We start from the raw sequence: 19,431 nt of genomic DNA, 5'->3' as shown, positions 1-19,431 counted from the left end.
TTCAGCGCAAGGCGGCGATCAGATGCTCGCTGATCTGCGCCGTCTTGAGCACCAGCACATCACTTTCCAGGCGGTCCAGCACTGCCTCGGCGGTGTTGCCAATCACCGCGCCGGCGATGCCGGTGCGGGCCACGGTGCCAATGACGGTCACCGCTGCGCCCAGCTGGCTGGCTACCAGGGGAATGATCACATCCGCCGGCCCGTCTGCGATATGCAGGCGCTCGTCAGGGATGTCGAAATGATCCTGCAGGCTCTGGTAGTGCGCCTTGTAGGGCTCCAGCAGCTGGTCCCGACGCTGGAACTGGGGTGCAGGCGCTGACAGCGCGGGTAAAGGGTGGGCGCTGACCAGGTGCAGTTCGGCCTGGGCCAGCTCGGCGATCTGAAACGCCTGGTCGATGATCTGGTCCTGCAACTCTCGGTGCTGGCCGTCGGCATTGCCGACATCCACCGCCGCCAGCACCCGCCCTTCACGCCAACGCCGCGCATGGCGCACCATCAATACCGGGGCCGGGCACTGGCGTAGCAGTTGCCAGTCGGGGGGCGTGAGCACGTTCAAGGCGCCGTCGGGCACATGCTGCTTGATGACCAGGTCGCAGCCTTCGGCCTGCTGTACCAGGATCACCGTACGTTGCAGGGTCTGGTCCCAGGCCTGCTCGCCGCTGACGCTATAGCCCTCGTCGGCGAGCCCGGCCTTGAGCCCCGCCAGCAGCGCGCTGCGGTCATGGTGGCGGTCGCATACCAGCAGGTGCAGGTGCGCCCCGGTGGCCTGGGCGATCAGGCGGGCGCGGTTCAGGGCCAGCGGAGGGTGCTCGGCACCCAGCACCACCAGCAGGCGGCCAATGTCGTACATGGTCAAGCCCTCGGTTTGCTCATGCTATGAGCGTAGCCTCCGCGTCGGTATACTCCGCGGTTTTTCTCGATACCAAGGCCCGCCATGCTTGCTGAAATCCATGACTTTCTCGGTTGCCGTACGCCAGAGGCCTGGGTTCAGGCGGCGTTGGCGAACCCGGCGACGATGCTGATCGATCACAAGAATTGCGAGTTCAAGGCCGCCGCGACGGCCATGAGCCTGATCGCCAAATACAACGCCCACCTGGACCTGGTGAATTTCATGTCGCGCCTGGCCCGGGAGGAGTTGGTTCACCACGAACAGGTGCTGCGCATCATGAAGCGGCGCAAGGTCGAGGTGCTGCCGCTGTCTGCCGGCCGCTACGCGTCGGGGCTGCGCGCGCTGGTGCGCAATCATGAGCCGGTGAAGCTGGTCGATACGCTGGTGGTGGGCGCCTTCATCGAGGCCCGCAGCTGCGAGCGGTTCGAGGCATTGGTGCCGCACCTGGACGACGACCTGGGCACTTTCTACCATGGGCTGCTCAAGAGTGAGGCGCGCCATTACCAGGGCTATCTGAAGTTGGCGCATCAATATGGCGATGCGGCGGACATCGCCCGCACCGTTGAAAAAGTGCGCGTGGCAGAGGCAGAGCTGATTCAGGCGCCCGATGAAGTGTTCCGCTTTCACAGCGGGGTGCCGGTGGCGGCCTGAGGCGATTACATCGCTTGCCCAAATCAACCGATAAGCAATCCAAAATTCCCAAATCCAGCGCCAGCCCGCATGATCTGAGGCCTACCCAACCCAGGAGCCTGCCATGCAGCCTGTCGTGATCGTCGCCGCCACTCGCACCGCCATTGGCGCCTTTCAAGGAGCGCTGGCCAATGTCCCGGCGCCGCAACTGGGGGCTGCGGTGATTCGCCAGCTGCTCGCCAGCAGCGGCGTAGCGCCTGAGCAGGTCGACGAGGTGATCCTTGGCCAGGTGCTCACTGCAGGTGCCGGCCAGAACCCGGCGCGCCAGGCGGCGTTGTTGGCCGGCCTGCCGCACAGCGTGCCGGCGATGACGCTGAACAAGGTCTGTGGTTCGGGGCTCAAGGCAGTGCATCTGGCGGTGCAGGCCATTCGCTGTGGCGACGCCGAGGTGGTGATTGCCGGCGGCCAGGAGAACATGAGCCTTGCACCTTATCTGATGCCCGGCGCCCGCACCGGTTTGCGCATGGGCCATGCGCAAATGGTCGACAGCATGATCACCGATGGGCTGTGGGACGCCTTCAACGACTACCACATGGGCGTGACCGCCGAGAACCTGGCCGAGCGCTATGGCATCAGCCGCGAGCAGCAGGATGCCTTCGCCGCGCAGTCGCAGCAAAAGGCGCAGGCCGCTGTGCAGGCCGGTCGCTTCAAAGCGGAGATCACCCCTATCAGCCTGCCGCAGAAAAAAGGCGACGCCTTGGTGTTTGACACCGACGAGCAGCCGCGTCCAGGTACGGATGCAGAGAGCCTGGCCAAGTTGCGCGCGGCGTTCAAGAAAGACGGCAGCGTCACCGCTGGCAACGCCTCCAGCCTCAATGACGGCGCCGCTGCGGTACTGCTGATGAGCCGGGAACGGGCCGAGGCGCTGGGTGTGCCGATCCTGGCGCAGGTGGCCGGTTATGCCAGCAGCGGTGTTGACCCCGCCGTGATGGGCATTGGGCCGGTGCCGGCGACGCGACGCTGCCTTGAAAAGGCGGGTTGGGCGTTGGGTGACCTGGACCTGATCGAGGCCAACGAGGCTTTCGCAGCCCAGAGCCTGAGCGTGGCCGCTGAGTTGGGCTGGGATTTGGCCAAGGTGAACGTCAATGGTGGCGCGATCGCGCTGGGCCATCCCATCGGTGCATCGGGTTGCCGGGTGCTGGTGACGCTGCTGCACGAGCTGGTTCGCCGTGATGCCCATAAAGGCCTGGCGACACTGTGCATCGGTGGGGGGCAGGGCGTAGCGCTGGCCATCGAACGCTGAGCCATCGGATCAGCCTTGGGTGCGATGGCCGCAACCCAAGGCTGAAGATCGACGCTGCGTAAGCTCGCACGGTGCTACGCCGTGCGAGTTGGCAGGCCGTGGTCTACCGGGCCAGTGGGCTGCCCGAGCCATGGGCGGGTCGAAGCCAATTGGCAGCGGGCGCCCAGAACGTCAGGCGATTGCCTCGTGATGCGCCAGGCCAACCACTTCGATTTCCGGTGCCACCACAGCCGCCTGTGCGGTGGCGGCATTGCCGGCTTCGGACTGGGTGCTGCTGGTGGAAGCGAACACGAAGTTGTTGGCGCTCAGTTGGCCGATGAAGTCACCGTGCAGGGCGATTTCGAAACGGTTACCGTCGGCGTCCAGGTCGCGGGATTTGACGTAGGTGCGGGTGCCGCTTTCGTTCAGGACGATGTCCAGGGTGTTGTCGTGGCCGCTGCCCAGGCCGGTGAAACCCAGTGCAGAAACGTCGATACGGTCGGCGCTGACGTTGAAGTCCTTGATGCGATCGCCGTGGTTGCCGTCGGCCTGGCTGTAGTTGCGGTAGCTGTCGAGCAGGTCGTCGTAGCGGAATACGTTGGCGCCGCCGTTGCCGGTCAGCACGTCACGGCCCAGGCCGCCGACGAAGGTTTCGTTGGCATCGGTACCGGTCAGGCGGTCGTTGCCATCGGTACCCAGGATCAGGCGCTCGAACAGCACATTGCTTTCGTTCAATGCGCCCAGCAGGTTGCCCTCGAAGCCGATTTCGAAGCGGTTACCGTCGGCGTCGGCTTCGAAGCTTTTCAGGTAGGTACGGTCGGTTTCGGCGTTGTAGCGTACGGCCAGTGTGCCGTCCAGGCCGTTGCCCAAGCCCTTGAAGCCCAGGTCGGCGATGTCTACCGTGTCTTGGCCAGGGTCGAAATCGGTGATCAGGTCGGCGAAGCTCTTGGTGGCTGTGCGGTAGCTATCGCTGATGTCGGTGAAGCGGAAGGTATCAGCACCGGCACCGCCGGTGAGCTTGTCGGCGCTGGCGCCGCCGATGATCAGGTCATTGCCACTGGTGCCGACCAATACGTCTTTGCCGTCAGTACCCTCGATGCGGTTTGCAGCTGTTGCAGTTGCCATAACATTCCTCGTCCATGTAGGCCGCCCCAGCAGGCACTGGTAACGGCAAGGGAGCGCAAGAGTGCGCATTTGTGTGACAGGCTTCACACAAACCGGTGCCGACAGCCGCTTCGCTAATTTGTAATGCAGCTGCACGCGGTGGCTTTTACCCCTCGCTTTGCCTTAGCGTGTGCGCATTCATGACTATGCAGACCCCCCATGCCTGATACACAGCACCTGCTGATCGTCGATGACGACCCCGACATCCGTTCGCTGCTCAGCGATTACCTCACCCAGGCCGGTTACCGCATCAGCACTGCCGCCGACGGGCGCGACATGCGGCGCAAGCTCGACCTGCACGTGATCGACCTGGTGGTGCTGGACCTGATGCTGCCCGGCGTCGATGGCCTGGCGCTGTGCCGGCAACTGCGCGAGGTCAGCAATGTGCCTGTGGTGATGCTCACCGCACGCGGCACGCTGGATGATCGCATCGCCGGGCTGGAGGAGGGCGCCGACGATTACCTGGCAAAGCCCTTCGACCCGCGTGAGCTGCTGTTGCGGATCCAGACCGTGTTGCGCCGGGCATTGAGCTTTCCCCAGCGTGCCCGAATCGATGAGGTGGGCAGCATCAGCTTTGCCGGCTGGCAGCTCGATACTCGCGCGCGCCATTTGCTCTCGCCGGAGGGGGTGGTGGCGCACCTGGGCAATTCGGACTTTCGTGTACTGCGGCTGTTGCTGCAACACCCCAACCGGCCGCTGAGCCGGGAGTTTCTGCGCAACCACGCGTTCGATAAAGACAGCCAGCCGTTCGATCGGGCCGTGGACGTATGCGTTAGCCGGCTGCGCCAGCAGCTGGGCAACCCGTTGATCAAGACCGTGCGCAACGAAGGCTACATGCTCACCGCGACCGATGTGCGCAGCCCGTGAGGCGCTGGTTGTCACGCTGCCTGCCGCGTTCGCTCTACGGCCGCATGGTTTTGGTGATGGTCATGGGCACGGTGGTTGCGCAAACCATCACCAGCACCGTGTGGTACGACGTGCGCCACGCTCAGTCACTGGAAATCCCCGCGCGGCTCGTCGCCACGCACCTGGCCGACCTGGTGCGGGTAGCCGAGCAGGAACCGGACCAGGTCGATCACCTCGCCGAGCTGCTGCGCGCACCCGGCTTCGAGGTCCGCGTCAATGCCAGTGCAACGCACCCGGACGTACCCCTGGACGTCGACTCCCAGGCCGCCGAAGACCTGCTGCGCACGGTGCTCATGGAAAAGACCGGCAAGGCCCAGACCTTCCAGTTGCTGCGCCTGGAGCTGCTCGACCAGAACGACCACAAGGCCGGTTTGCCGGTGCTGCTCTCGGCGCGGCCGACCCTGGGGCGGTTTCTGGTGGACCTGCGCCTGCCCGACGGCCGCTGGTTGCTGGTCGATGCCATCGAGGCGCAGGGCTGGAGCCCGCGGGCCACGTGGGAGCTGGTGCTGGACTATGTCGTGAGGATCTATCTGGTGCGTGTTTTGCTGGTGCTGCTGCTCACCCTGGTGGCGGTGCGGCTGCTGATCGCGCCCCTCAAACGCCTGGCCGACGCAGCGCGGGCGCTGGGCCACAACCTGCGCCAACCGCCCTTACCCGAAGAGGGACCTAGCGAGGTGCGCGAAGCCAGTGCCGCGTTCAACGCCATGCAGCGGCAACTGGCGGCCCATTTGAGCCAACGCACGCGGTTCCTGGCAGCGGTGTCGCATGACCTGCGCTCCCCACTGACGCGCATGCGCCTGCGCACCGAGCGTATCGATGACCCCAGCTTGCGTGGGCTGCTGCAGCAGGACCTCGAAGGCATGCGGCAGATGGTCGATGCCACCCTGGCCTACATCAGCAGCGGCGAGACCCGGGAACCGCAGCAATTGGTGGACCTCAATGCCCTGCTGCTGAGCATCGAGGTGGACTTTACCGATCAGGGCCACCCCGTGGCGGTGCGTGGCCGCGCCACAGGGCCAGTGCGTGGCTATGCGCGCAGTTTGCGCCGGGGGCTGCATAACCTGATCGAGAACGCGGTGCGCTATGGTGGTGGCGCTGAAGTGACAGTCAACAGCACGGCCCAGGGCTGGGAGGTCAGCGTCGCCGACCGTGGCCCCGGTATACCTGAGGAGCAATTGGCGCGGGTCACTGAGCCCTTTCTTCGCCTGGATGCTTCGCGCCAGGGCGAAGGCTATGGGTTGGGCCTGTCGATTGCCGATGCAGTGGCCAAGGCACATGGCGGGCGGCTGGTGTTGCGCAACCGTGAGGGCGGGGGCCTGGAGGCGATATTCGCCGTGAGTGGCGAACAAACCGTTTAAAAAAATGTCAGGGAATCAGGCTCATAGGCTGGCCATTTCGGCTCAATGAGCGAATATTGTTGCAAAGACTTGTACTGGAGGTACCCATGCTCATCCGCTCGCTGGCCCTGGCCGCGCTGTGCGCCGTTTCCACCTCGCTGCTGGCCGCGGACAGCGACTCGCCGCTGGCCAAGGACCGTGGCCACAACCGAGCGGTGGTGGTGCTGACCCGCAGTTCGGTCGACCCTGACCTGACCAACCTGCAGAATGCACTCAAAGACCCGACCACTCAGCAGGGCTTTACCCAGCGCAACATGGTGCTCTACACCGTGGCCGACATGATCGGCAAGCGCAATGGGCAGAATATCGACGCTCAGGCCACGATGGCATTGATTCGCGAGCTCAACCTCGGTGCCTCACCGCAGACCAAGACCCTGCTGATCGGCAAAGACGGTGAACGGCACTTCGAGAAGGACGGCCCGGTGACCGTCAAGGAGCTCTTCGACGCCGTCGACAAGCTTCCCGGCCAGGAAAAAGACGCAGCCCCTGCGCCTGCTGCAGCGCCGGCGGCCGAGCCCGCTGCCGAAGGCGCCAAGCCTGCCAAAGGCAAGGGTGGCAAGGCCGCTGCGCCAGCAGGCCTGGACGACTGACGGAGCAAGTGCGCAAGGCACCGCTGCGCAGTTCCAGGCAGTGGGCCTTGCAAGCGCAAAGGGCGCCAGGGCAGCGGCGGGTTTCAGCCTCGCCCCACGAACGGCATGTTGGTGGCCATCACCGTCATGTTCAGCACATTGGTCGACAGCGGCAAGCCCGCGATATATCTCACTGCATCAGCCACATGGCTGACGTCGCACATCGGCTCCACTGCAGTGCCGCCATTGGCCTGGCGCACGCCTCGGGTCATTCGCTCTGATAACTCGGTCAAGGCGTTGCCAATGTCGATCTGGCTGACGGCGATGCTCCATTCACGCCCATCCAATGCAAGCGTCTTGGTCAACCCAAGCACCGCGTGCTTGCTCACCGTGTAGGGTGAAGAAAACGGCCTGGGCGTGTGCGCCGAAATCGAACCGTTGTTGAGAATCCGCCCGCCCTGTGGTTGTTGCCGGCGCATCAGCCCGAACGCTGCGCGAGCACAGAGAAAGACGCCAGTGATGTTGGTATCGATTACCTGGTGCCAATGCGTCAGGTCGAGCTCATCTACGGGTACGGCAGGTGCGCCCACCCCCGCATTGTTGAACAAGAAGTCCAGCCTGCCGAAGCGGCGCTCGACCTGCGCGAACAATGCTTCGACGCTGTCAGGGTCGCGTACATCGGTGGGCAGTGCCAAAGCCTGCAGGCCTTTGGCCTGGGCCTCCTGCGCCAATGCGTGCAACGGCTCTGGCCGTCGCCCGGCCAATACCACAGTGAACCCATCTTCCAGCAAGCCCAAGGCGCAAGCACGGCCAATACCACTGCCAGCACCGGTAACCACGGCAATACGGGGAGTTACTGACATACCCAAGATTCCTGCAGGGGAAAGATACCGGCAAGCATAACCGCACTTTGAGGTGAGTAGGCCATCCCACAATATGAGATCAACAATTACATATTGAGATATTCCGCCACTTGAATTTATAGTGGCCGCACACACCACCCCAAAAACAACGCACAGGTGACGTGATGCAGGCCCAACTGATTGCCCTCGACTGGGGCACCTCCACCTTGCGCGCCTACCGCCTAGGCGCCGGCGGGAAGGTTCTGGACTCCCGCGCTTCGGCCCATGGGATCATGCACCTCCCGGCTCCGGGCGGGTTCGATGCCGCCTTTGAAGCGGCCTGTGGCGATTGGCTGGCCGAGCAGCGCTTGCCCGTGATCGCCTGCGGCATGGTCGGCAGTGCCCAAGGCTGGCGCGAGGCGCCCTATTGCCCCACCCCCGCGCGGGCCCAGGACCTGAGCACTCACCTGCAAACACTCGACACCGCCAGTGGCCACCGCTTGCACATCGTGCCTGGGGTGATCGAGCACGGTGCGTTGCCCAATGTGATGCGGGGTGAGGAAACCCAGGTGCTGGGCTTGCTGCTTGGCCTGGATGAGCAGCGCCGTCAGGGTTGCCTGTTGGTTGGCTTACCGGGCAGCCACAGCAAGTGGGTGCGGGTAGAGGGGGGCTGCATTACCCATTTCGATACCTTTATGACCGGCGAGCTGTACGCCGTCGCCAGTGCTCATTCGATACTCGGCCGCACTCAAGCGCGCGATGCGAGCTTTCAGGAGCAGGCCTTCGATCGCGGCGTGCGCACCGCGCTCTCTGAAAGCGGTGCGTTGGGTCCGCTGTCCACAGCTTTCAGCGCCCGTACCTTGGGCCTTACCGGCGTGCTTGATGGGGCCGAACAAGCCGACTACCTCTCCGGGCTTTGGATCGGCCATGAGGTACAGGCGCTGCGGCAATCTTCAGGCGCAGTGCCTGCTGTGCTGCTGATCGGCAGCCAGGCGCTGTGTGACCGCTATACCCGGGCGCTGAGCCTTGCCGGTTTCCCCAACCCTGCCACCGCTACCCAGGCAACCGAGCGCGGCCTTTGGGCCGTGGCCGAAGCGGCCGGGTTGGTGAAAGGTACTACCCAGGAGTTTCCCCATGCTTGATGCAACCCTTGCCAAAAACGGGCTGATCGCCATTCTGCGTGGGCTGCGGCCTGAGCAGGCCGCGGCGGTGGGCGATGTGCTCTACGAAGAAGGCTTTCGCGTGATCGAAGTGCCGCTCAATTCGCCCCAACCGCTGGACAGCATCCGCCTTCTGCGCGAGCGCCTGCCGGCTGATTGCCTGATCGGCGCGGGCACGGTGATGACGCCGGAGCAGGTCCGGCAGGTCAAGGCAGCGGGCGGGCAACTGATCGTGATGCCGCACTGCGATGCCCGGGTGCTGAAGGCGGCCAAGGCAGAAGGGCTTTACCTGGCGCCGGGCATCGCCACGCCGACCGAAGCATTCAGTGCGCTAGAGCAAGGCGCTGACCTGCTCAAGCTGTTCCCTGCTGAAGCTTTGTCGCCGGCGGTGGCAAAGGCGCTGCTCGCGGTATTGCCGGCTGGGACGCGATTGGCACCTGTGGGCGGCATCAGCCCTGACACGCTCAAGCCGTGGTTCGACGCCGGCGCCCGCGCCTTTGGCCTGGGCTCAGGCCTGTTCACGCCTGCATTGAGCCCTAACGACATTCGCAGCCGCGCCCAGGCCTATATGGCTGCCTGGCACGCCGTTGCCGCTTGACCCAACGACATCGACAAGAGAGACAAACCGATGAAAATCACTCGACTGACGACCTTCATAGTGCCGCCGCGCTGGTGCTTTCTGAAGGTCGAAACCGACGAAGGCGTCACCGGCTGGGGCGAGCCTGTCGTGGAGGGCCGTGCTCACACGGTCGCGGCGGCAGTGGATGAGCTGGGCGATTACCTGATCGGCAAGGACCCGCGCAACATCGAAGACATCTGGACGGTGCTCTACCGCGGTGGCTTTTACCGCGGCGGTGCGGTGCACATGAGCGCCCTGGCCGGGATCGACCAGGCGCTGTGGGACATCAAGGGCAAGGCCCTCGGCGTGCCGGTGAGCGACCTGCTCGGCGGCCAGGTGCGGGACCGTATCCGTGTCTATAGCTGGATCGGCGGCGACCGGCCGGCCGACACCGCGCGCATGGCCAAGGACGCAGTCCAGCGCGGCTTCACCGCAGTAAAAATGAACGGTACCGAGGAGCTGCAATTCGTCGACAGTTTCGACAAGGTCGACCTGTGCCTTCAGAACGTAGCCGCCGTGCGCGACGCCGTCGGCCCGAACGTAGGCATCGGCGTGGACTTTCATGGGCGCGTGCACAAGCCGATGGCCAAAGTGCTGATCAAGGAGCTGGCCGCCTACAACCTGATGTTCATCGAAGAACCGGTGCTCAGTGAAAATGCCGAGGCGCTCAAGGAGCTGGCGCCGCTGTCCAGTACGCCGATCGCCTTGGGCGAGCGGCTGTATTCGCGCTGGGACTTCAAGCGCATCTTGGCCGAGGGGTATGTCGATATCATCCAACCCGACGCCTCACACGCCGGCGGCATCACCGAGACACGCAAGATCGCCGCCATGGCCGAAGCCTACGACGTGGCGCTGGCCCTGCATTGCCCGCTGGGCCCCATCGCCCTGGCCGCTTGCCTTCAGCTGGACGCCAATTGCTACAACGCGTTCATCCAGGAGCAGAGCCTGGGCATCCACTACAACGAGAGCAACGATTTGCTCGACTACATCGCTAACCCTGAGGTGTTCGCCTACGAGAACGGCTACGTGAAGATCCCGACCGGCCCAGGCCTTGGCATCGAGATCAACGAAGCTTACGTACGCGAGCGCGCCGAGGTCGGCCACCGCTGGCGCAACCCGGTGTGGCGCCACGCCGACGGCAGCTTCGCCGAGTGGTGATGGGCAAAACGCTCCCTTAATGCACACCCTTCAAAAGCAATAAAAAGAGGTGAGGTCATGGCCAGTCGCGCCCCCACAGTGGCCGCCGCAACCCCTGCGGCGGCCGCCACCGCTACGCCCAGCCGCAAGCGGTTTTTCATCATGGTGTTGTTGTTCATCACTGTGGTCATCAATTACCTGGATCGCAGCAACCTGTCGATCGCTGCACCCACACTCACTCGGGAACTGGGCATCGACCCGGTGCATGCCGGGTTGATCTTCTCGGCGTTTGGCTGGACCTACGCTGCCATGCAGATCCCGGGCGGCTGGCTGGTCGACCGGGTGCCGCCGCGGGTGCTGTATACCGTCGCGCTGGCCCTGTGGTCCCTGGCTACGGTGTTCCTGGGCTTGGCGGGCAGCTTCATCGCGCTCTTCGTGCTGCGCTTGGCGGTAGGTGCACTGGAGGCGCCGGCCTACCCGATCAACAGCAGGGTGGTCACTACCTGGTTTCCCGAGCGCGAGCGTGCCACTGCCATTGGCTTCTACACCAGTGGGCAGTTCGTCGGGCTGGCGTTTCTAACGCCGGTGCTTGCCTGGCTGCAGGTCAGCTTTGGCTGGCACATGGTGTTTGTGGTCACGGGTGCGGTGGGCATCCTTTGGGCGATTGCCTGGTACGCCCTGTATCGAGAACCTCGGCAGTTTCCAGGGGCGAACGAAGCCGAAGTGGCGCTGATCGAGCAGGGCGGCGGGCTGGTGGATATCGCCACCAAAGCACGCGAGCCGTTTCGCTGGGCAGATCTGGGCATCGTGCTCAGCCAGCGCAAATTGTGGGGTATCTACCTGGGGCAATTCTGCTTGAACTCGACCCTGTGGTTCTTCCTCACCTGGTTCCCTACTTATCTGGTCAATTACCGCCACATGGACTTCATCAAGTCGGGCCTGCTCGCTTCGCTGCCGTTCCTGGCAGCCTTCGTGGGCGTGCTATGTTCGGGGTTCTTCTCTGACTGGTTGATCCGACGTGGTGCGAGCCTGGGCCTGGCGCGCAAACTACCGATCATCTCTGGCTTGCTGATCTCCACCTGCATCCTGGGCGCCAACTACCTGGATTCCACGCCGCTGGTGATCGCCTGCCTGGCCCTGGCGTTCTTCGGCAACGGCCTGGCCTCGATCACCTGGTCGCTGGTGTCGACCCTGGCACCTGCGCGCCTGCTCGGGTTGACCGGCGGGATGTTCAACTTCATCGGTAACCTGGCGGCGATCGTCACGCCGACGGTCATCGGCTTTCTGGCCACTGGCGACTCGTTCGCCCTGCCCATCGCCTACATTGCTACGACGGCCTTGCTCGGTGCGCTGTCGTACATCGTGCTGGTCGGGAAGGTCGAGCGGATCCGCATCGACTAGGCGCGCTCAGCGACCAGCCCTGGTAACTGGCGCATGTCGGAGAAGGTCGCTTCGACGCCGAGTGCCAGCAGCTGGTCGGCATGCCCGGCGGGGATGTGGCTGGCGCCAGTGAAACCCAGTACGCGCATGCCGGCAGCCAGGGCTGCGGTGGCGCCGGTGGTGCTGTCTTCGACCACGAGGCAGCGCCCCGGCGCCACGCTATTGGCCTGGGCAGCGGCAAGGTACACATCCGGTGCCGGCTTGGGCCGGGCGACGCGGTCCGCGCTGAACACGCCGGCGTTCACTCGCTCAGCCAGGGCCGCACGTGCCAGTGCGAACTGCACGGCTTCGAAACGGCTGTTGCTGGCCACTGCCAGCGGTAGCTCGATGGCCAGTAATGCGTCACGTACGCCAGCAATGGCTTGTACCTCGTCGCGGATCAGCGCCTCGGTGTGGGCATGCAGGTGATCGACGAAACCTTCGGGCAGTGGTTGGCGGAAATGCTCTTCAACGCGCTTGAAGATGTCTCGGGTCTGCAGGCCGAATGTGCCAGCGAGCAGTTCCCGCAGTGCCTGGGCTGGATACAGTTGGGCGAGCGCCTGGTGCAGGCTGCGCTCGGCGATGATTTCGCTGTCGATCAGTACGCCGTCGCAGTCGCAGATCAGAAGGTCGATCGATGGCATGGGGCCTCGGGGTCAGGTAAACGTGTTCTGTAGGATAGCGGTGCCCGGCCCGGGTTCCCAGCGCCAAAGGGGCTGCGCATAATGGCCCCCTTTATTCACAAGGCTCATTCATGTCCGAGGTACCTTCCGGTGCAGCACCCACCGGCACCCAGACCCTGCTTCGCGGCCTCGCGGTCATCGATGCAGTGGCCAGGGGCGCCTGCGATCTCAAGAGTATCGGCGAGCGCGTCGGCACCACTCGCAGCACCACGCACCGGCTGGTCAGTGCACTGGTCGAGGAGCGTTACCTGCGCCTGTTGCCGCAGGGTGGCTACCGGCTCGGCGCACGCTTGATCGAGCTGGGGTTTCAGGCGCGCGAGGAGGTACCGCTGGTAGTGCTGGCCGAACCTTGGCTGGCGCGCCTTTCTGCCAGTACCGGCGATACCATTCACTTGGCGGTGCGTGATGGCGACGAGGTGCTGTACCTGCATAAAACGCCCGGCCGCAATGGCCCGGAGATGCGTTCACGCGTGGGCCACCGGATGCCGTTGATGCGCACCGGTATCGGCAAGGCGTTGTTACTCGAAGCGGAGGAGGCTGAATGGCTGCGGCTGTTCGAAGCTTGCCCATTGCCCGGTGCCGACTGGCAGGCGCTACGCACGCGCATGCAGGCGTATGTAGCAGGGCAGTATGCGTTCGACCTGGAAGACAACGAACCCTCGATTCGCTGTGTGGCGGCGCCCGTACGCGATGCCAGCCGCAGGATCGTCGCGGCGATCAGTGTTGCCAGCACCTCGCCTTACATGCCCGATGCGCGCATGGCTGATTTGTTGCCGGTGGTGTGCGAAGCGGCGAAGGCTATCAGCGCGGAGCTGGGCGCGCGCTGATAGCCGGGCCTGTTACATGTTGGGGTAGTTAGGGCCGCCCGAGCCTTCTGGCGCAACCCAGGTGATGTTTTGCGCAGGGTCCTTGATGTCGCAGGTTTTGCAGTGCACGCAGTTCTGCGCATTGATCTGGAAGCGCTTGGTGCCGTCGGCTTCGCTCACCACCTCATACACGCCTGCAGGGCAATAGCGCTGTGCAGGCTCATCGAACAGCGGCAGGTTTTTAGCCAGCGGGATCGACGGATCGGCCAAGTGTAAGTGGCAGGGCTGGTCTTCCTCATGGTTGGTGCTGGAGAGGAACACGGAGCTGAGCTTGTCGAAGCTGAGCTTGCCGTCTGGCTTGGGGTACTCGATCCGTGTGGCCTGAGCGGCAGGCTTGAGGCAGGCGTGATCAGGCTGGTTATCGTGCAGGGTGAAAGGCAGCTTGCCGCCGAACCAGTTCTGCTCGATATAGTTGAATGCGCCACCTAGAACGGCGCCGTATTTGTGCAGCGCGGGGCCGAAATTACGGCTGCGGAACAGCTCGTCATACAGCCAGCTGTCGCGGAAGGCCTGCGGATAAGCCTCCAGTAGGTCGCCACCCTCGGCACCGGCCAGCAGTTTGGCTGCAATCGCTTCGGCAGCCAGCATTCCGGATTTCATGGCAGTGTGGCTGCCCTTGATTTTGGCGAAGTTCAAGGTGCCCAGGTCGCAGCCGATCAGCGCCCCGCCCGGGAAGATCATCTTGGGCAGCGAATTGAGGCCGCCCTTACAGATGGCTCGCGCGCCGTAGGCCACGCGCTTCCCGCCCTCGAGGTACTGAGCCACTACCGGGTGGTGCTTGTAGCGCTGGAACTCGTCGAACGGCGACAAGTAGGGGTTGGTGTAAGACAGGTCGACGATCAGGCCGACCACCACCTGGTTGTTCTCCAGGTGATAGAGGAACGAGCCGCCCATGTTCTGGTTGTCCATAGGCCAGCCGGCGGTGTGCACCACCAGGCCGGGCTGATGTTTCTCCGGAGCCACGTCCCAGATTTCCTTGATGCCGATGCCGTAATGCTGGGCGTCGGCATCTTGAGCGAGGGCAAAACGCTCGATCAATTGCTTGCCCAGATGGCCTCGGCAGCCTTCGGCGAACAGCGTGTATTTGCCACGCAGCTCCATGCCCGGGGTGTACATGCCCTCCTTGGGCTGCCCTTCACGGTTTACGCCCATGTCGCCGGTGATGATGCCGCGCACGGTGCCATGCTCGTCGAACAGCACCTCCTGGGCAGCGAAGCCGGGGTAGACCTCAACACCCAGGTTCTCGGCCTGCTGGGCCAGCCAACGGCACAGGTTGCCCAGGGAGATGATGTAGTTGCCCTGATTGTGCATGGTCTTGGGCACGAAGGTGTCGGGGACCTTCGTGGCTGCGGTCGCACTCTTGAGGAAATAGATGTCGTCACGGGTGACGGGCGTGTTCAGCGGCGCGCCCAAGGCTTGCCAATCGGGGAACAGCTCGCTGAGTGCGCGCGGTTCGAACACTGCGCCAGAAAGTATATGAGCACCGACCTCCGAGCCTTTTTCGACCACGCAGACGCTGATCTCCTGGCCCGCGTCGGCGGCCTGCTGTTTCAGGCGGCAGGCCGCGGACAGGCCCGAGGGGCCTGCTCCGACGATGACGACGTCGAATTCCATGTATTCGCGTTCCACAGGTTATCTCCTACACAAGGCTCGTTTTTTTCTAATGGGCTGCACGGGCGGCGCGTAGCGGAAAAGTAAAACGCTACAAGGGCCGCTGACACTGGCTGGGCATTATATCTACACCAGACCACCGGTCCAGATCAAACGTTTGTTTGAATTTGCCGCAAGCCTGTAAAATCGCGGGGTTCAACCGGTGTGACCGGCCAGTTCCGCGTATTGACCGGGGGTGGCTATGCGGTCAAGATACGAGCGGTTCGCGCTTAAGGGTGCCGTCGGAGCAGGTGTTTCACCTCCCCACGCAGCCGCGCAAGGCCGGTTGGTCAATGGCGTTTGCCGTGCAGCCGGGCAGTTTACACCGGTTGGCCAGGGTTTGCCGTTGCGGCATCTGGCCGCCGTCGCAGGCCGTGCATGGGCAGGGCAGTGCGTCGTTTCATTGATGCCAGGCGTGGCCGCTCGTTTCAGGGCCGCGCCGCAGCACTCGCAGGGCTCAGCCAGGCGATACCCTTTTACCGGAGAGTAACGAGGAATCCATGAAGGTTCTTGTAGCTGTCAAACGAGTGGTCGACTATAACGTCAAGGTTCGCGTCAAGGCGGACAACTCCGGCGTCGATCTTGCAAACGTCAAGATGTCGATGAACCCCTTCTGCGAAATCGCCGTCGAGGAAGCTGTACGCCTGAAGGAAAAAGGCATCGCCACCGAGGTGATCGCGGTGTCCGTGGGGCCTACCACTGCTCAAGAGCAACTGCGTACTGCACTGGCGCTGGGCGCCGACCGGGCGGTGCTGGTAGCGACCGACGAAGAGCTCAGTTCGCTGGCCATCGCCAAGGCCCTCAAGGCTGTGGTCGACAAGGAGCAGCCGCAGCTGGTGATCCTGGGCAAGCAGGCCATCGACAGCGACAACAACCAGACCGGCCAGATGCTCGCTGCGCTCACCGGCTACGCCCAGGGCACCTTCGCTTCCAAAGTCGAAATCGATGGTGACAAGGCGCGTGTCACCCGGGAAATCGATGGCGGCCTGCAAACCGTTTCTCTCAAGCTCCCGGCGATCGTCACTACTGACCTGCGCCTGAACGAGCCGCGCTACGCGACGCTGCCCAATATCATGAAGGCCAAGAAGAAGCCGCTTGAAACCCTGGCACCGGCTGATCTCGGCGTCTCCACCGCTTCGACCAATACCATCGTCAAGGTCGAAGCGCCCGCTGCACGTGGCGCGGGCATCAAGGTAGGCTCGGTTGCCGAGCTGGTGGAAAAACTCAAGAACGAGGCAAAGGTGATCTGATGGCTATCCTGGTAATCGCTGAACACGAAAACGGCGCACTGGGCGCTGCCACCCTGAATACCGTTGCCGCAGCGCAGAAGATCGGTGGTGATATTCATGTGCTGGTGGCCGGTGCAGGCATCGACGCTGCGGCCCAGGCTGCCGCTCAGGTTGCCGGTGTCGCCAAGGTGCTCAAGGCCGACAATGCCGCCTACGACCACCTGCTGCCGGAAAACATCGCCCCGCTGGTGGCAGAGCTGGCTAGCAGTTACAGCCACGTGCTGGCCCCGGCCACCACCAACGGCAAGAACTACCTGCCTCGTGTGGCTGCGCTGCTGGACGTCGACCAGATCTCCGAGATCATCGCCGTCGAATCGGCCGATACCTTCAAGCGGCCGATCTACGCAGGCAACGCGATCGCCACGGTTCAATCCAGCGCTTCGGTCAAGGTGATCAGCGTGCGCACCACCGGTTTCGATGCCGTAGCGGCCGAAGGTGGCTCCGCAGCAATCGAGGCAGTTACCAGTGCACATGATTCGGGCCTGGCGACCTTCGTTGGCGAAGAGCTGGCCAAATCCGACCGCCCCGAACTGACCGCTGCCAAGGTAGTGGTGTCCGGTGGCCGCGGCATGCAGAACGGCGACAACTTCAAGCACCTTTATTCACTGGCCGACAAGCTCGGCGCTGCCGTGGGTGCGTCCCGTGCGGCAGTGGATGCAGGCTTCGTGCCCAATGACATGCAGGTCGGCCAGACCGGCAAGATCGTCGCGCCGCAGCTCTACATCGCCGTAGGTATCTCCGGTGCCATTCAGCACCTGGCTGGCATGAAAGACTCCAAGGTGATCGTTGCGATCAACAAGGATGAAGAGGCGCCTATCTTCCAGGTTGCCGATTACGGTTTGGTAGCCGACCTGTTCGAGGCTGTGCCGGAGCTCGAAAAGCTGGTCTGATAAACTGCCGTGCCAGACGAACCCGGGCTTGCCCGGGTTCTTCATTTGCGCACAAGGACATGCACTGATGAAACCCATTGTTGGCTTTCTGGCCCTCGCCTTGTTGGCCAGCAACGCCCAAGCGGCAGAGCACTGTACGCGCCTGGTGGCCACCGGCAGCCCTGATGCTCCCCCGTTTCTGTGGCGCGACCCTAATGACTCTGAGCGCCTGATCGGAGCCAGCGCAGACGTGCTGGCAGAGATCGGGAGCCAGATAGGGGTGCGTATCGACATGCGCTACGGGGGGCGCCGCGGCGAGGCGCTTGCGCAGGTGCGCAGCGGCCGGATGGACCTGTTGGCCGACCAGCCTTTGATGGACGCCGAGTTGGAGCACCTCGATTACGTTTACCCGGCGCTTGCGCAGAACGACTATCTGGTCTGGGCGAAAGCGGGCAGCGTCGAACCGCTCGAGCGCCTGGCCGACCTTACCGGCAAGCCTGGCGCGCTGTCGGCGCGCGCACGGATGACTCCCGAGTTTCTTGCATTCGCTCAAGCCAGCCTTTCGCTGGAGCGCCCTCAGAACCTCACCCGCACCTTCGAGCGCCTGGCATCAGGGCAGGTGGAGTATATTCTCGCACCGCGTTATGCCGGGCAGGCGGTCGTCAATGCGCGAGGTCTGGAAGCTGGCGTCCAAGCGCGCCCGCTTGTGGTCGACCGCCCCGGGCTGCACCTTGCATTGGGGCATGATTCGAGCTGCAACGACGCCTGGCTCCGGGGCCAGCTTGCAAAGAAAATGGCGGAGCTGACCGCTTCCGGCCGCCTGCCGGGCATACTTCAAAGCAACGTACAGCGCTGGGCTGCACAGCAGAAAGCGTCACAATCTTCTTCCAGGTAATGCGTGTGAATTCAAAACGCTCCACTTTGCTATTGCTGATGGCCCTTGCAGGCTGTTCCAGTGATCCAGTGCCCACTGAACAACTGCGCGTCACCGACGAGGCGATTGCCCAGGCCACGGCCAGCGGGGCGCAGGACCAGCCCGAGCTCGCCCAGGCACGCGAACATGCCGCACAGGCGCGCGCAGAGCTGGCCAGCGGGCGCAACAAGCCCGCCCGCCAGGCTGCCGAGCAAGCGGAACTCGATGCCCGGCTCGCTGAGGCATTGGTGCTGCAAGCGCAACAGCAGGCCCGCACGGCGCAACTGCAGGTGCGTATCAAGCGGCTACGCGAGCAATTGGAGGGGCAATGAATAGGCATTGGATGATCATCGTGGCAGCCCTGGCGTGTGCCGCATGTGCGCGCAGCGGCAGTGCGCCAGAGGCGCTGCAACGTGCAACGGCTGATGTGGCTGCGCTGCAAGGGGATGCCGATGCCCTGCGCCTGGCGCCGCTGGACGTGACCCGGGCCGAAGAGTCGCTGCAGCGTGCTGAGCGGCTTGCGCAGTATTGGGGTGGCGACAACGATGCGGATCACTATGCCCAGTTGAGCCTGCGGTACGCCCAGATAGCGCGGGCGCACGCCAGTGCTGCGCTGGCCGACGAGCAAGCCAGACGGCTGGATGCCGACCGCCAACGCCTTCAGGTAGCGCTTCGCGAATCGCGCCTGAACAGCGTGCAGCGCCAGAGCCAATGGGTTGAGCAACAGCTGTTGGCGCTCGCCGCGCCCGGCGATGACCGGGGTTTGGTCATCAACCTGGGTGAAGATCTGTTCGATGCCGGCGACGCGCAGCTCAAGCCGTCTGCCAATCGCGTACTGCTGCAACTGGCGCAGTTTCTTCAACTCAACCCTCGCCGGGTTGTGCGCGTGGAAGGCTACACCGACAGCACCGGCAGTGCCGGCGATAACCTGGCGTTGTCCCAATCGCGGGCTCAGGCGGTAGTTGAGCTGCTGGGCAGCCTTGGGGTGGCGCCTGAGCGGATGACAGTGCGTGGCTACGGCGGCCAATTTCCTCTGGAAGCCAATGCCACTGAGCGGGGCAGGGCACTGAACCGGAGGGTGGAGGTCGTCATCTCCGATCGCAAGGGCGCACTCGGTCCCGAGCGGGAGTAAGCCCGTTCGGCGCTC

At 63.8% G+C, this 19,431-nt stretch carries 20 protein-coding genes; 15 read left to right on the top strand and 5 right to left on the bottom strand.

The features are described 5' to 3' along the window. Position 1 precedes the first annotated feature (1 nt). Positions 2 to 850, bottom strand: coding sequence for a universal stress protein (locus tag F474_RS04565; RefSeq protein WP_097083729.1), 849 nt, complete (start codon positions 848 to 850; stop codon positions 2 to 4). 84 nt (positions 851 to 934) lie between these two features. On the opposite strand from F474_RS04565, the gene F474_RS04560 reads away from it, so the two are divergent. Together F474_RS04560 and F474_RS04555 are read left to right on the top strand one after the other, a co-directional pair. Then, complete coding sequence (locus F474_RS04560; protein WP_097083730.1) at positions 935 to 1,540, top strand: tRNA-(ms[2]io[6]A)-hydroxylase; 606 nt, start codon at positions 935 to 937, stop codon at positions 1,538 to 1,540. A gap of 103 nt (positions 1,541 to 1,643) precedes the next feature. Beyond that, positions 1,644 to 2,822: an acetyl-CoA C-acetyltransferase gene (locus F474_RS04555; protein WP_097083731.1), complete on the top strand. Its 1,179-nt coding sequence runs from the start codon at positions 1,644 to 1,646 to the stop codon at positions 2,820 to 2,822. A gap of 171 nt (positions 2,823 to 2,993) precedes the next feature. On the opposite strand, the gene F474_RS04550 is transcribed toward F474_RS04555, so the two are convergent. Continuing rightward, positions 2,994 to 3,926, bottom strand: a complete 933-nt coding sequence (locus F474_RS04550) for a M10 family metallopeptidase C-terminal domain-containing protein (RefSeq protein WP_165830266.1) — start codon at positions 3,924 to 3,926, stop codon at positions 2,994 to 2,996. 198 nt (positions 3,927 to 4,124) lie between these two features. Here F474_RS04550 and F474_RS04545 point away from each other — a divergent pair, with 198 nt between their 5' ends. The 3 genes from F474_RS04545 to F474_RS04535 all read left to right on the top strand — a co-directional run bounded on the left by F474_RS04545 (position 4,125) and on the right by F474_RS04535 (position 6,858). Then, positions 4,125 to 4,832 (top strand): response regulator, encoded by a 708-nt coding sequence (locus tag F474_RS04545; RefSeq protein WP_097083733.1) that lies wholly within the window; start codon positions 4,125 to 4,127, stop codon positions 4,830 to 4,832. After that, the gene (locus F474_RS04540; RefSeq protein ID WP_371916110.1) at positions 4,829 to 6,229 is read left to right on the top strand and encodes an ATP-binding protein; all 1,401 of its coding nucleotides are present in this window, start codon (positions 4,829 to 4,831) and stop codon (positions 6,227 to 6,229) included. The genes F474_RS04545 and F474_RS04540 overlap by 4 nt, the downstream gene beginning before the upstream one ends. An 86-nt stretch (positions 6,230 to 6,315) precedes the next feature. Further along, positions 6,316 to 6,858: a DUF4174 domain-containing protein gene (locus tag F474_RS04535; RefSeq protein ID WP_097083734.1), complete on the top strand. Its 543-nt coding sequence runs from the start codon at positions 6,316 to 6,318 to the stop codon at positions 6,856 to 6,858. An 83-nt stretch (positions 6,859 to 6,941) separates the two neighbouring features. Here the strand turns inward: F474_RS04535 and F474_RS04530 are convergent, their stop codons facing one another. Continuing rightward, positions 6,942 to 7,700: an SDR family oxidoreductase gene (locus tag F474_RS04530; protein ID WP_097083735.1), complete on the bottom strand. Its 759-nt coding sequence runs from the start codon at positions 7,698 to 7,700 to the stop codon at positions 6,942 to 6,944. Positions 7,701 to 7,864: 164 nt separating this feature from the next. Here F474_RS04530 and F474_RS04525 point away from each other — a divergent pair, with 164 nt between their 5' ends. From F474_RS04525 to F474_RS04510, 4 genes are read left to right on the top strand one after another with little or no spacing between them, the layout of a single operon-like run. Further along, on the top strand, positions 7,865 to 8,821 hold the full coding sequence (locus F474_RS04525; protein WP_097083736.1) for a 2-dehydro-3-deoxygalactonokinase: 957 nt from the start codon (positions 7,865 to 7,867) through the stop codon (positions 8,819 to 8,821). Continuing rightward, positions 8,814 to 9,437 carry a 2-dehydro-3-deoxy-6-phosphogalactonate aldolase gene (locus F474_RS04520; RefSeq protein ID WP_097083737.1) on the top strand — a complete coding sequence of 208 codons (624 nt, stop codon included), beginning with the start codon at positions 8,814 to 8,816 and terminating at the stop codon, positions 9,435 to 9,437. Before F474_RS04525 ends, F474_RS04520 begins: the two co-directional genes overlap by 8 nt. Positions 9,438 to 9,467: 30 nt before the next feature. Beyond that, the gene (gene dgoD / locus F474_RS04515) at positions 9,468 to 10,616 is read left to right on the top strand and encodes a galactonate dehydratase (protein WP_097083738.1); all 1,149 of its coding nucleotides are present in this window, start codon (positions 9,468 to 9,470) and stop codon (positions 10,614 to 10,616) included. A gap of 57 nt (positions 10,617 to 10,673) precedes the next feature. Then, positions 10,674 to 11,996 (top strand): MFS transporter, encoded by a 1,323-nt coding sequence (locus tag F474_RS04510; protein ID WP_097083739.1) that lies wholly within the window; start codon positions 10,674 to 10,676, stop codon positions 11,994 to 11,996. Here F474_RS04510 and F474_RS04505 read toward each other — a convergent pair. Then, positions 11,993 to 12,658: an HAD-IA family hydrolase gene (locus F474_RS04505; protein ID WP_097083740.1), complete on the bottom strand. Its 666-nt coding sequence runs from the start codon at positions 12,656 to 12,658 to the stop codon at positions 11,993 to 11,995. The genes F474_RS04510 and F474_RS04505 overlap by 4 nt on opposite strands. 110 nt (positions 12,659 to 12,768) lie before the next feature. Here F474_RS04505 and F474_RS04500 point away from each other — a divergent pair, with 110 nt between their 5' ends. After that, positions 12,769 to 13,524, top strand: a complete 756-nt coding sequence (locus F474_RS04500; protein WP_097083741.1) for an IclR family transcriptional regulator — start codon at positions 12,769 to 12,771, stop codon at positions 13,522 to 13,524. Between the two features lie 12 nt (positions 13,525 to 13,536). On the opposite strand, the gene F474_RS04495 is transcribed toward F474_RS04500, so the two are convergent. Continuing rightward, positions 13,537 to 15,192, bottom strand: a complete 1,656-nt coding sequence (locus tag F474_RS04495) for an electron transfer flavoprotein-ubiquinone oxidoreductase (protein WP_097083742.1) — start codon at positions 15,190 to 15,192, stop codon at positions 13,537 to 13,539. Between the two features lie 521 nt (positions 15,193 to 15,713). On the opposite strand from F474_RS04495, the gene F474_RS04490 reads away from it, so the two are divergent. The 5 genes from F474_RS04490 to F474_RS04470 all read left to right on the top strand — a co-directional run bounded on the left by F474_RS04490 (position 15,714) and on the right by F474_RS04470 (position 19,416). Beyond that, complete coding sequence (locus tag F474_RS04490; protein ID WP_097083743.1) at positions 15,714 to 16,463, top strand: electron transfer flavoprotein subunit beta/FixA family protein; 750 nt, start codon at positions 15,714 to 15,716, stop codon at positions 16,461 to 16,463. After that, the gene (locus tag F474_RS04485) at positions 16,463 to 17,392 is read left to right on the top strand and encodes an electron transfer flavoprotein subunit alpha/FixB family protein (RefSeq protein ID WP_097083744.1); all 930 of its coding nucleotides are present in this window, start codon (positions 16,463 to 16,465) and stop codon (positions 17,390 to 17,392) included. The genes F474_RS04490 and F474_RS04485 overlap by 1 nt, the downstream gene beginning before the upstream one ends. A 67-nt stretch (positions 17,393 to 17,459) precedes the next feature. Then, on the top strand, positions 17,460 to 18,266 hold the full coding sequence (locus tag F474_RS04480) for an ABC transporter substrate-binding protein (RefSeq protein WP_097083745.1): 807 nt from the start codon (positions 17,460 to 17,462) through the stop codon (positions 18,264 to 18,266). Beyond that, positions 18,266 to 18,616 (top strand): DUF4398 domain-containing protein, encoded by a 351-nt coding sequence (locus F474_RS04475; RefSeq protein WP_097083746.1) that lies wholly within the window; start codon positions 18,266 to 18,268, stop codon positions 18,614 to 18,616. Before F474_RS04480 ends, F474_RS04475 begins: the two co-directional genes overlap by 1 nt. Then, positions 18,613 to 19,416, top strand: a complete 804-nt coding sequence (locus tag F474_RS04470) for an OmpA family protein (protein WP_097083747.1) — start codon at positions 18,613 to 18,615, stop codon at positions 19,414 to 19,416. The genes F474_RS04475 and F474_RS04470 overlap by 4 nt, the downstream gene beginning before the upstream one ends. Positions 19,417 to 19,431 lie beyond the last annotated feature (15 nt).

This window comes from Pseudomonas sp. URIL14HWK12:I12 (genome assembly GCF_003097135.1).
Lineage (GTDB): Bacteria > Pseudomonadota > Gammaproteobacteria > Pseudomonadales > Pseudomonadaceae > Aquipseudomonas.
The sequence above is the reverse complement of the archived record's forward strand: the minus strand, read 5'-3'. Positions and strand labels throughout refer to the sequence as shown.

Coding starts and splice junctions, on each gene's coding strand:
- F474_RS04565 (WP_097083729.1), bottom strand. CDS start 850: ATGTACGACATTGGCCGCCTGCTGGTGGTGCTGGGTGCCGAGCACCCT.
- F474_RS04560 (WP_097083730.1), top strand. CDS start 935: ATGCTTGCTGAAATCCATGACTTTCTCGGTTGCCGTACGCCAGAGGCC.
- F474_RS04555 (WP_097083731.1), top strand. CDS start 1,644: ATGCAGCCTGTCGTGATCGTCGCCGCCACTCGCACCGCCATTGGCGCC.
- F474_RS04550 (WP_165830266.1), bottom strand. CDS start 3,926: ATGGCAACTGCAACAGCTGCAAACCGCATCGAGGGTACTGACGGCAAA.
- F474_RS04545 (WP_097083733.1), top strand. CDS start 4,125: ATGCCTGATACACAGCACCTGCTGATCGTCGATGACGACCCCGACATC.
- F474_RS04535 (WP_097083734.1), top strand. CDS start 6,316: ATGCTCATCCGCTCGCTGGCCCTGGCCGCGCTGTGCGCCGTTTCCACC.
- F474_RS04530 (WP_097083735.1), bottom strand. CDS start 7,700: ATGTCAGTAACTCCCCGTATTGCCGTGGTTACCGGTGCTGGCAGTGGT.
- F474_RS04525 (WP_097083736.1), top strand. CDS start 7,865: ATGCAGGCCCAACTGATTGCCCTCGACTGGGGCACCTCCACCTTGCGC.
- F474_RS04520 (WP_097083737.1), top strand. CDS start 8,814: ATGCTTGATGCAACCCTTGCCAAAAACGGGCTGATCGCCATTCTGCGT.
- dgoD (WP_097083738.1), top strand. CDS start 9,468: ATGAAAATCACTCGACTGACGACCTTCATAGTGCCGCCGCGCTGGTGC.
- F474_RS04510 (WP_097083739.1), top strand. CDS start 10,674: ATGGCCAGTCGCGCCCCCACAGTGGCCGCCGCAACCCCTGCGGCGGCC.
- F474_RS04505 (WP_097083740.1), bottom strand. CDS start 12,658: ATGCCATCGATCGACCTTCTGATCTGCGACTGCGACGGCGTACTGATC.
- F474_RS04500 (WP_097083741.1), top strand. CDS start 12,769: ATGTCCGAGGTACCTTCCGGTGCAGCACCCACCGGCACCCAGACCCTG.
- F474_RS04490 (WP_097083743.1), top strand. CDS start 15,714: ATGAAGGTTCTTGTAGCTGTCAAACGAGTGGTCGACTATAACGTCAAG.
- F474_RS04485 (WP_097083744.1), top strand. CDS start 16,463: ATGGCTATCCTGGTAATCGCTGAACACGAAAACGGCGCACTGGGCGCT.
- F474_RS04480 (WP_097083745.1), top strand. CDS start 17,460: ATGAAACCCATTGTTGGCTTTCTGGCCCTCGCCTTGTTGGCCAGCAAC.
- F474_RS04475 (WP_097083746.1), top strand. CDS start 18,266: ATGCGTGTGAATTCAAAACGCTCCACTTTGCTATTGCTGATGGCCCTT.
- F474_RS04470 (WP_097083747.1), top strand. CDS start 18,613: ATGAATAGGCATTGGATGATCATCGTGGCAGCCCTGGCGTGTGCCGCA.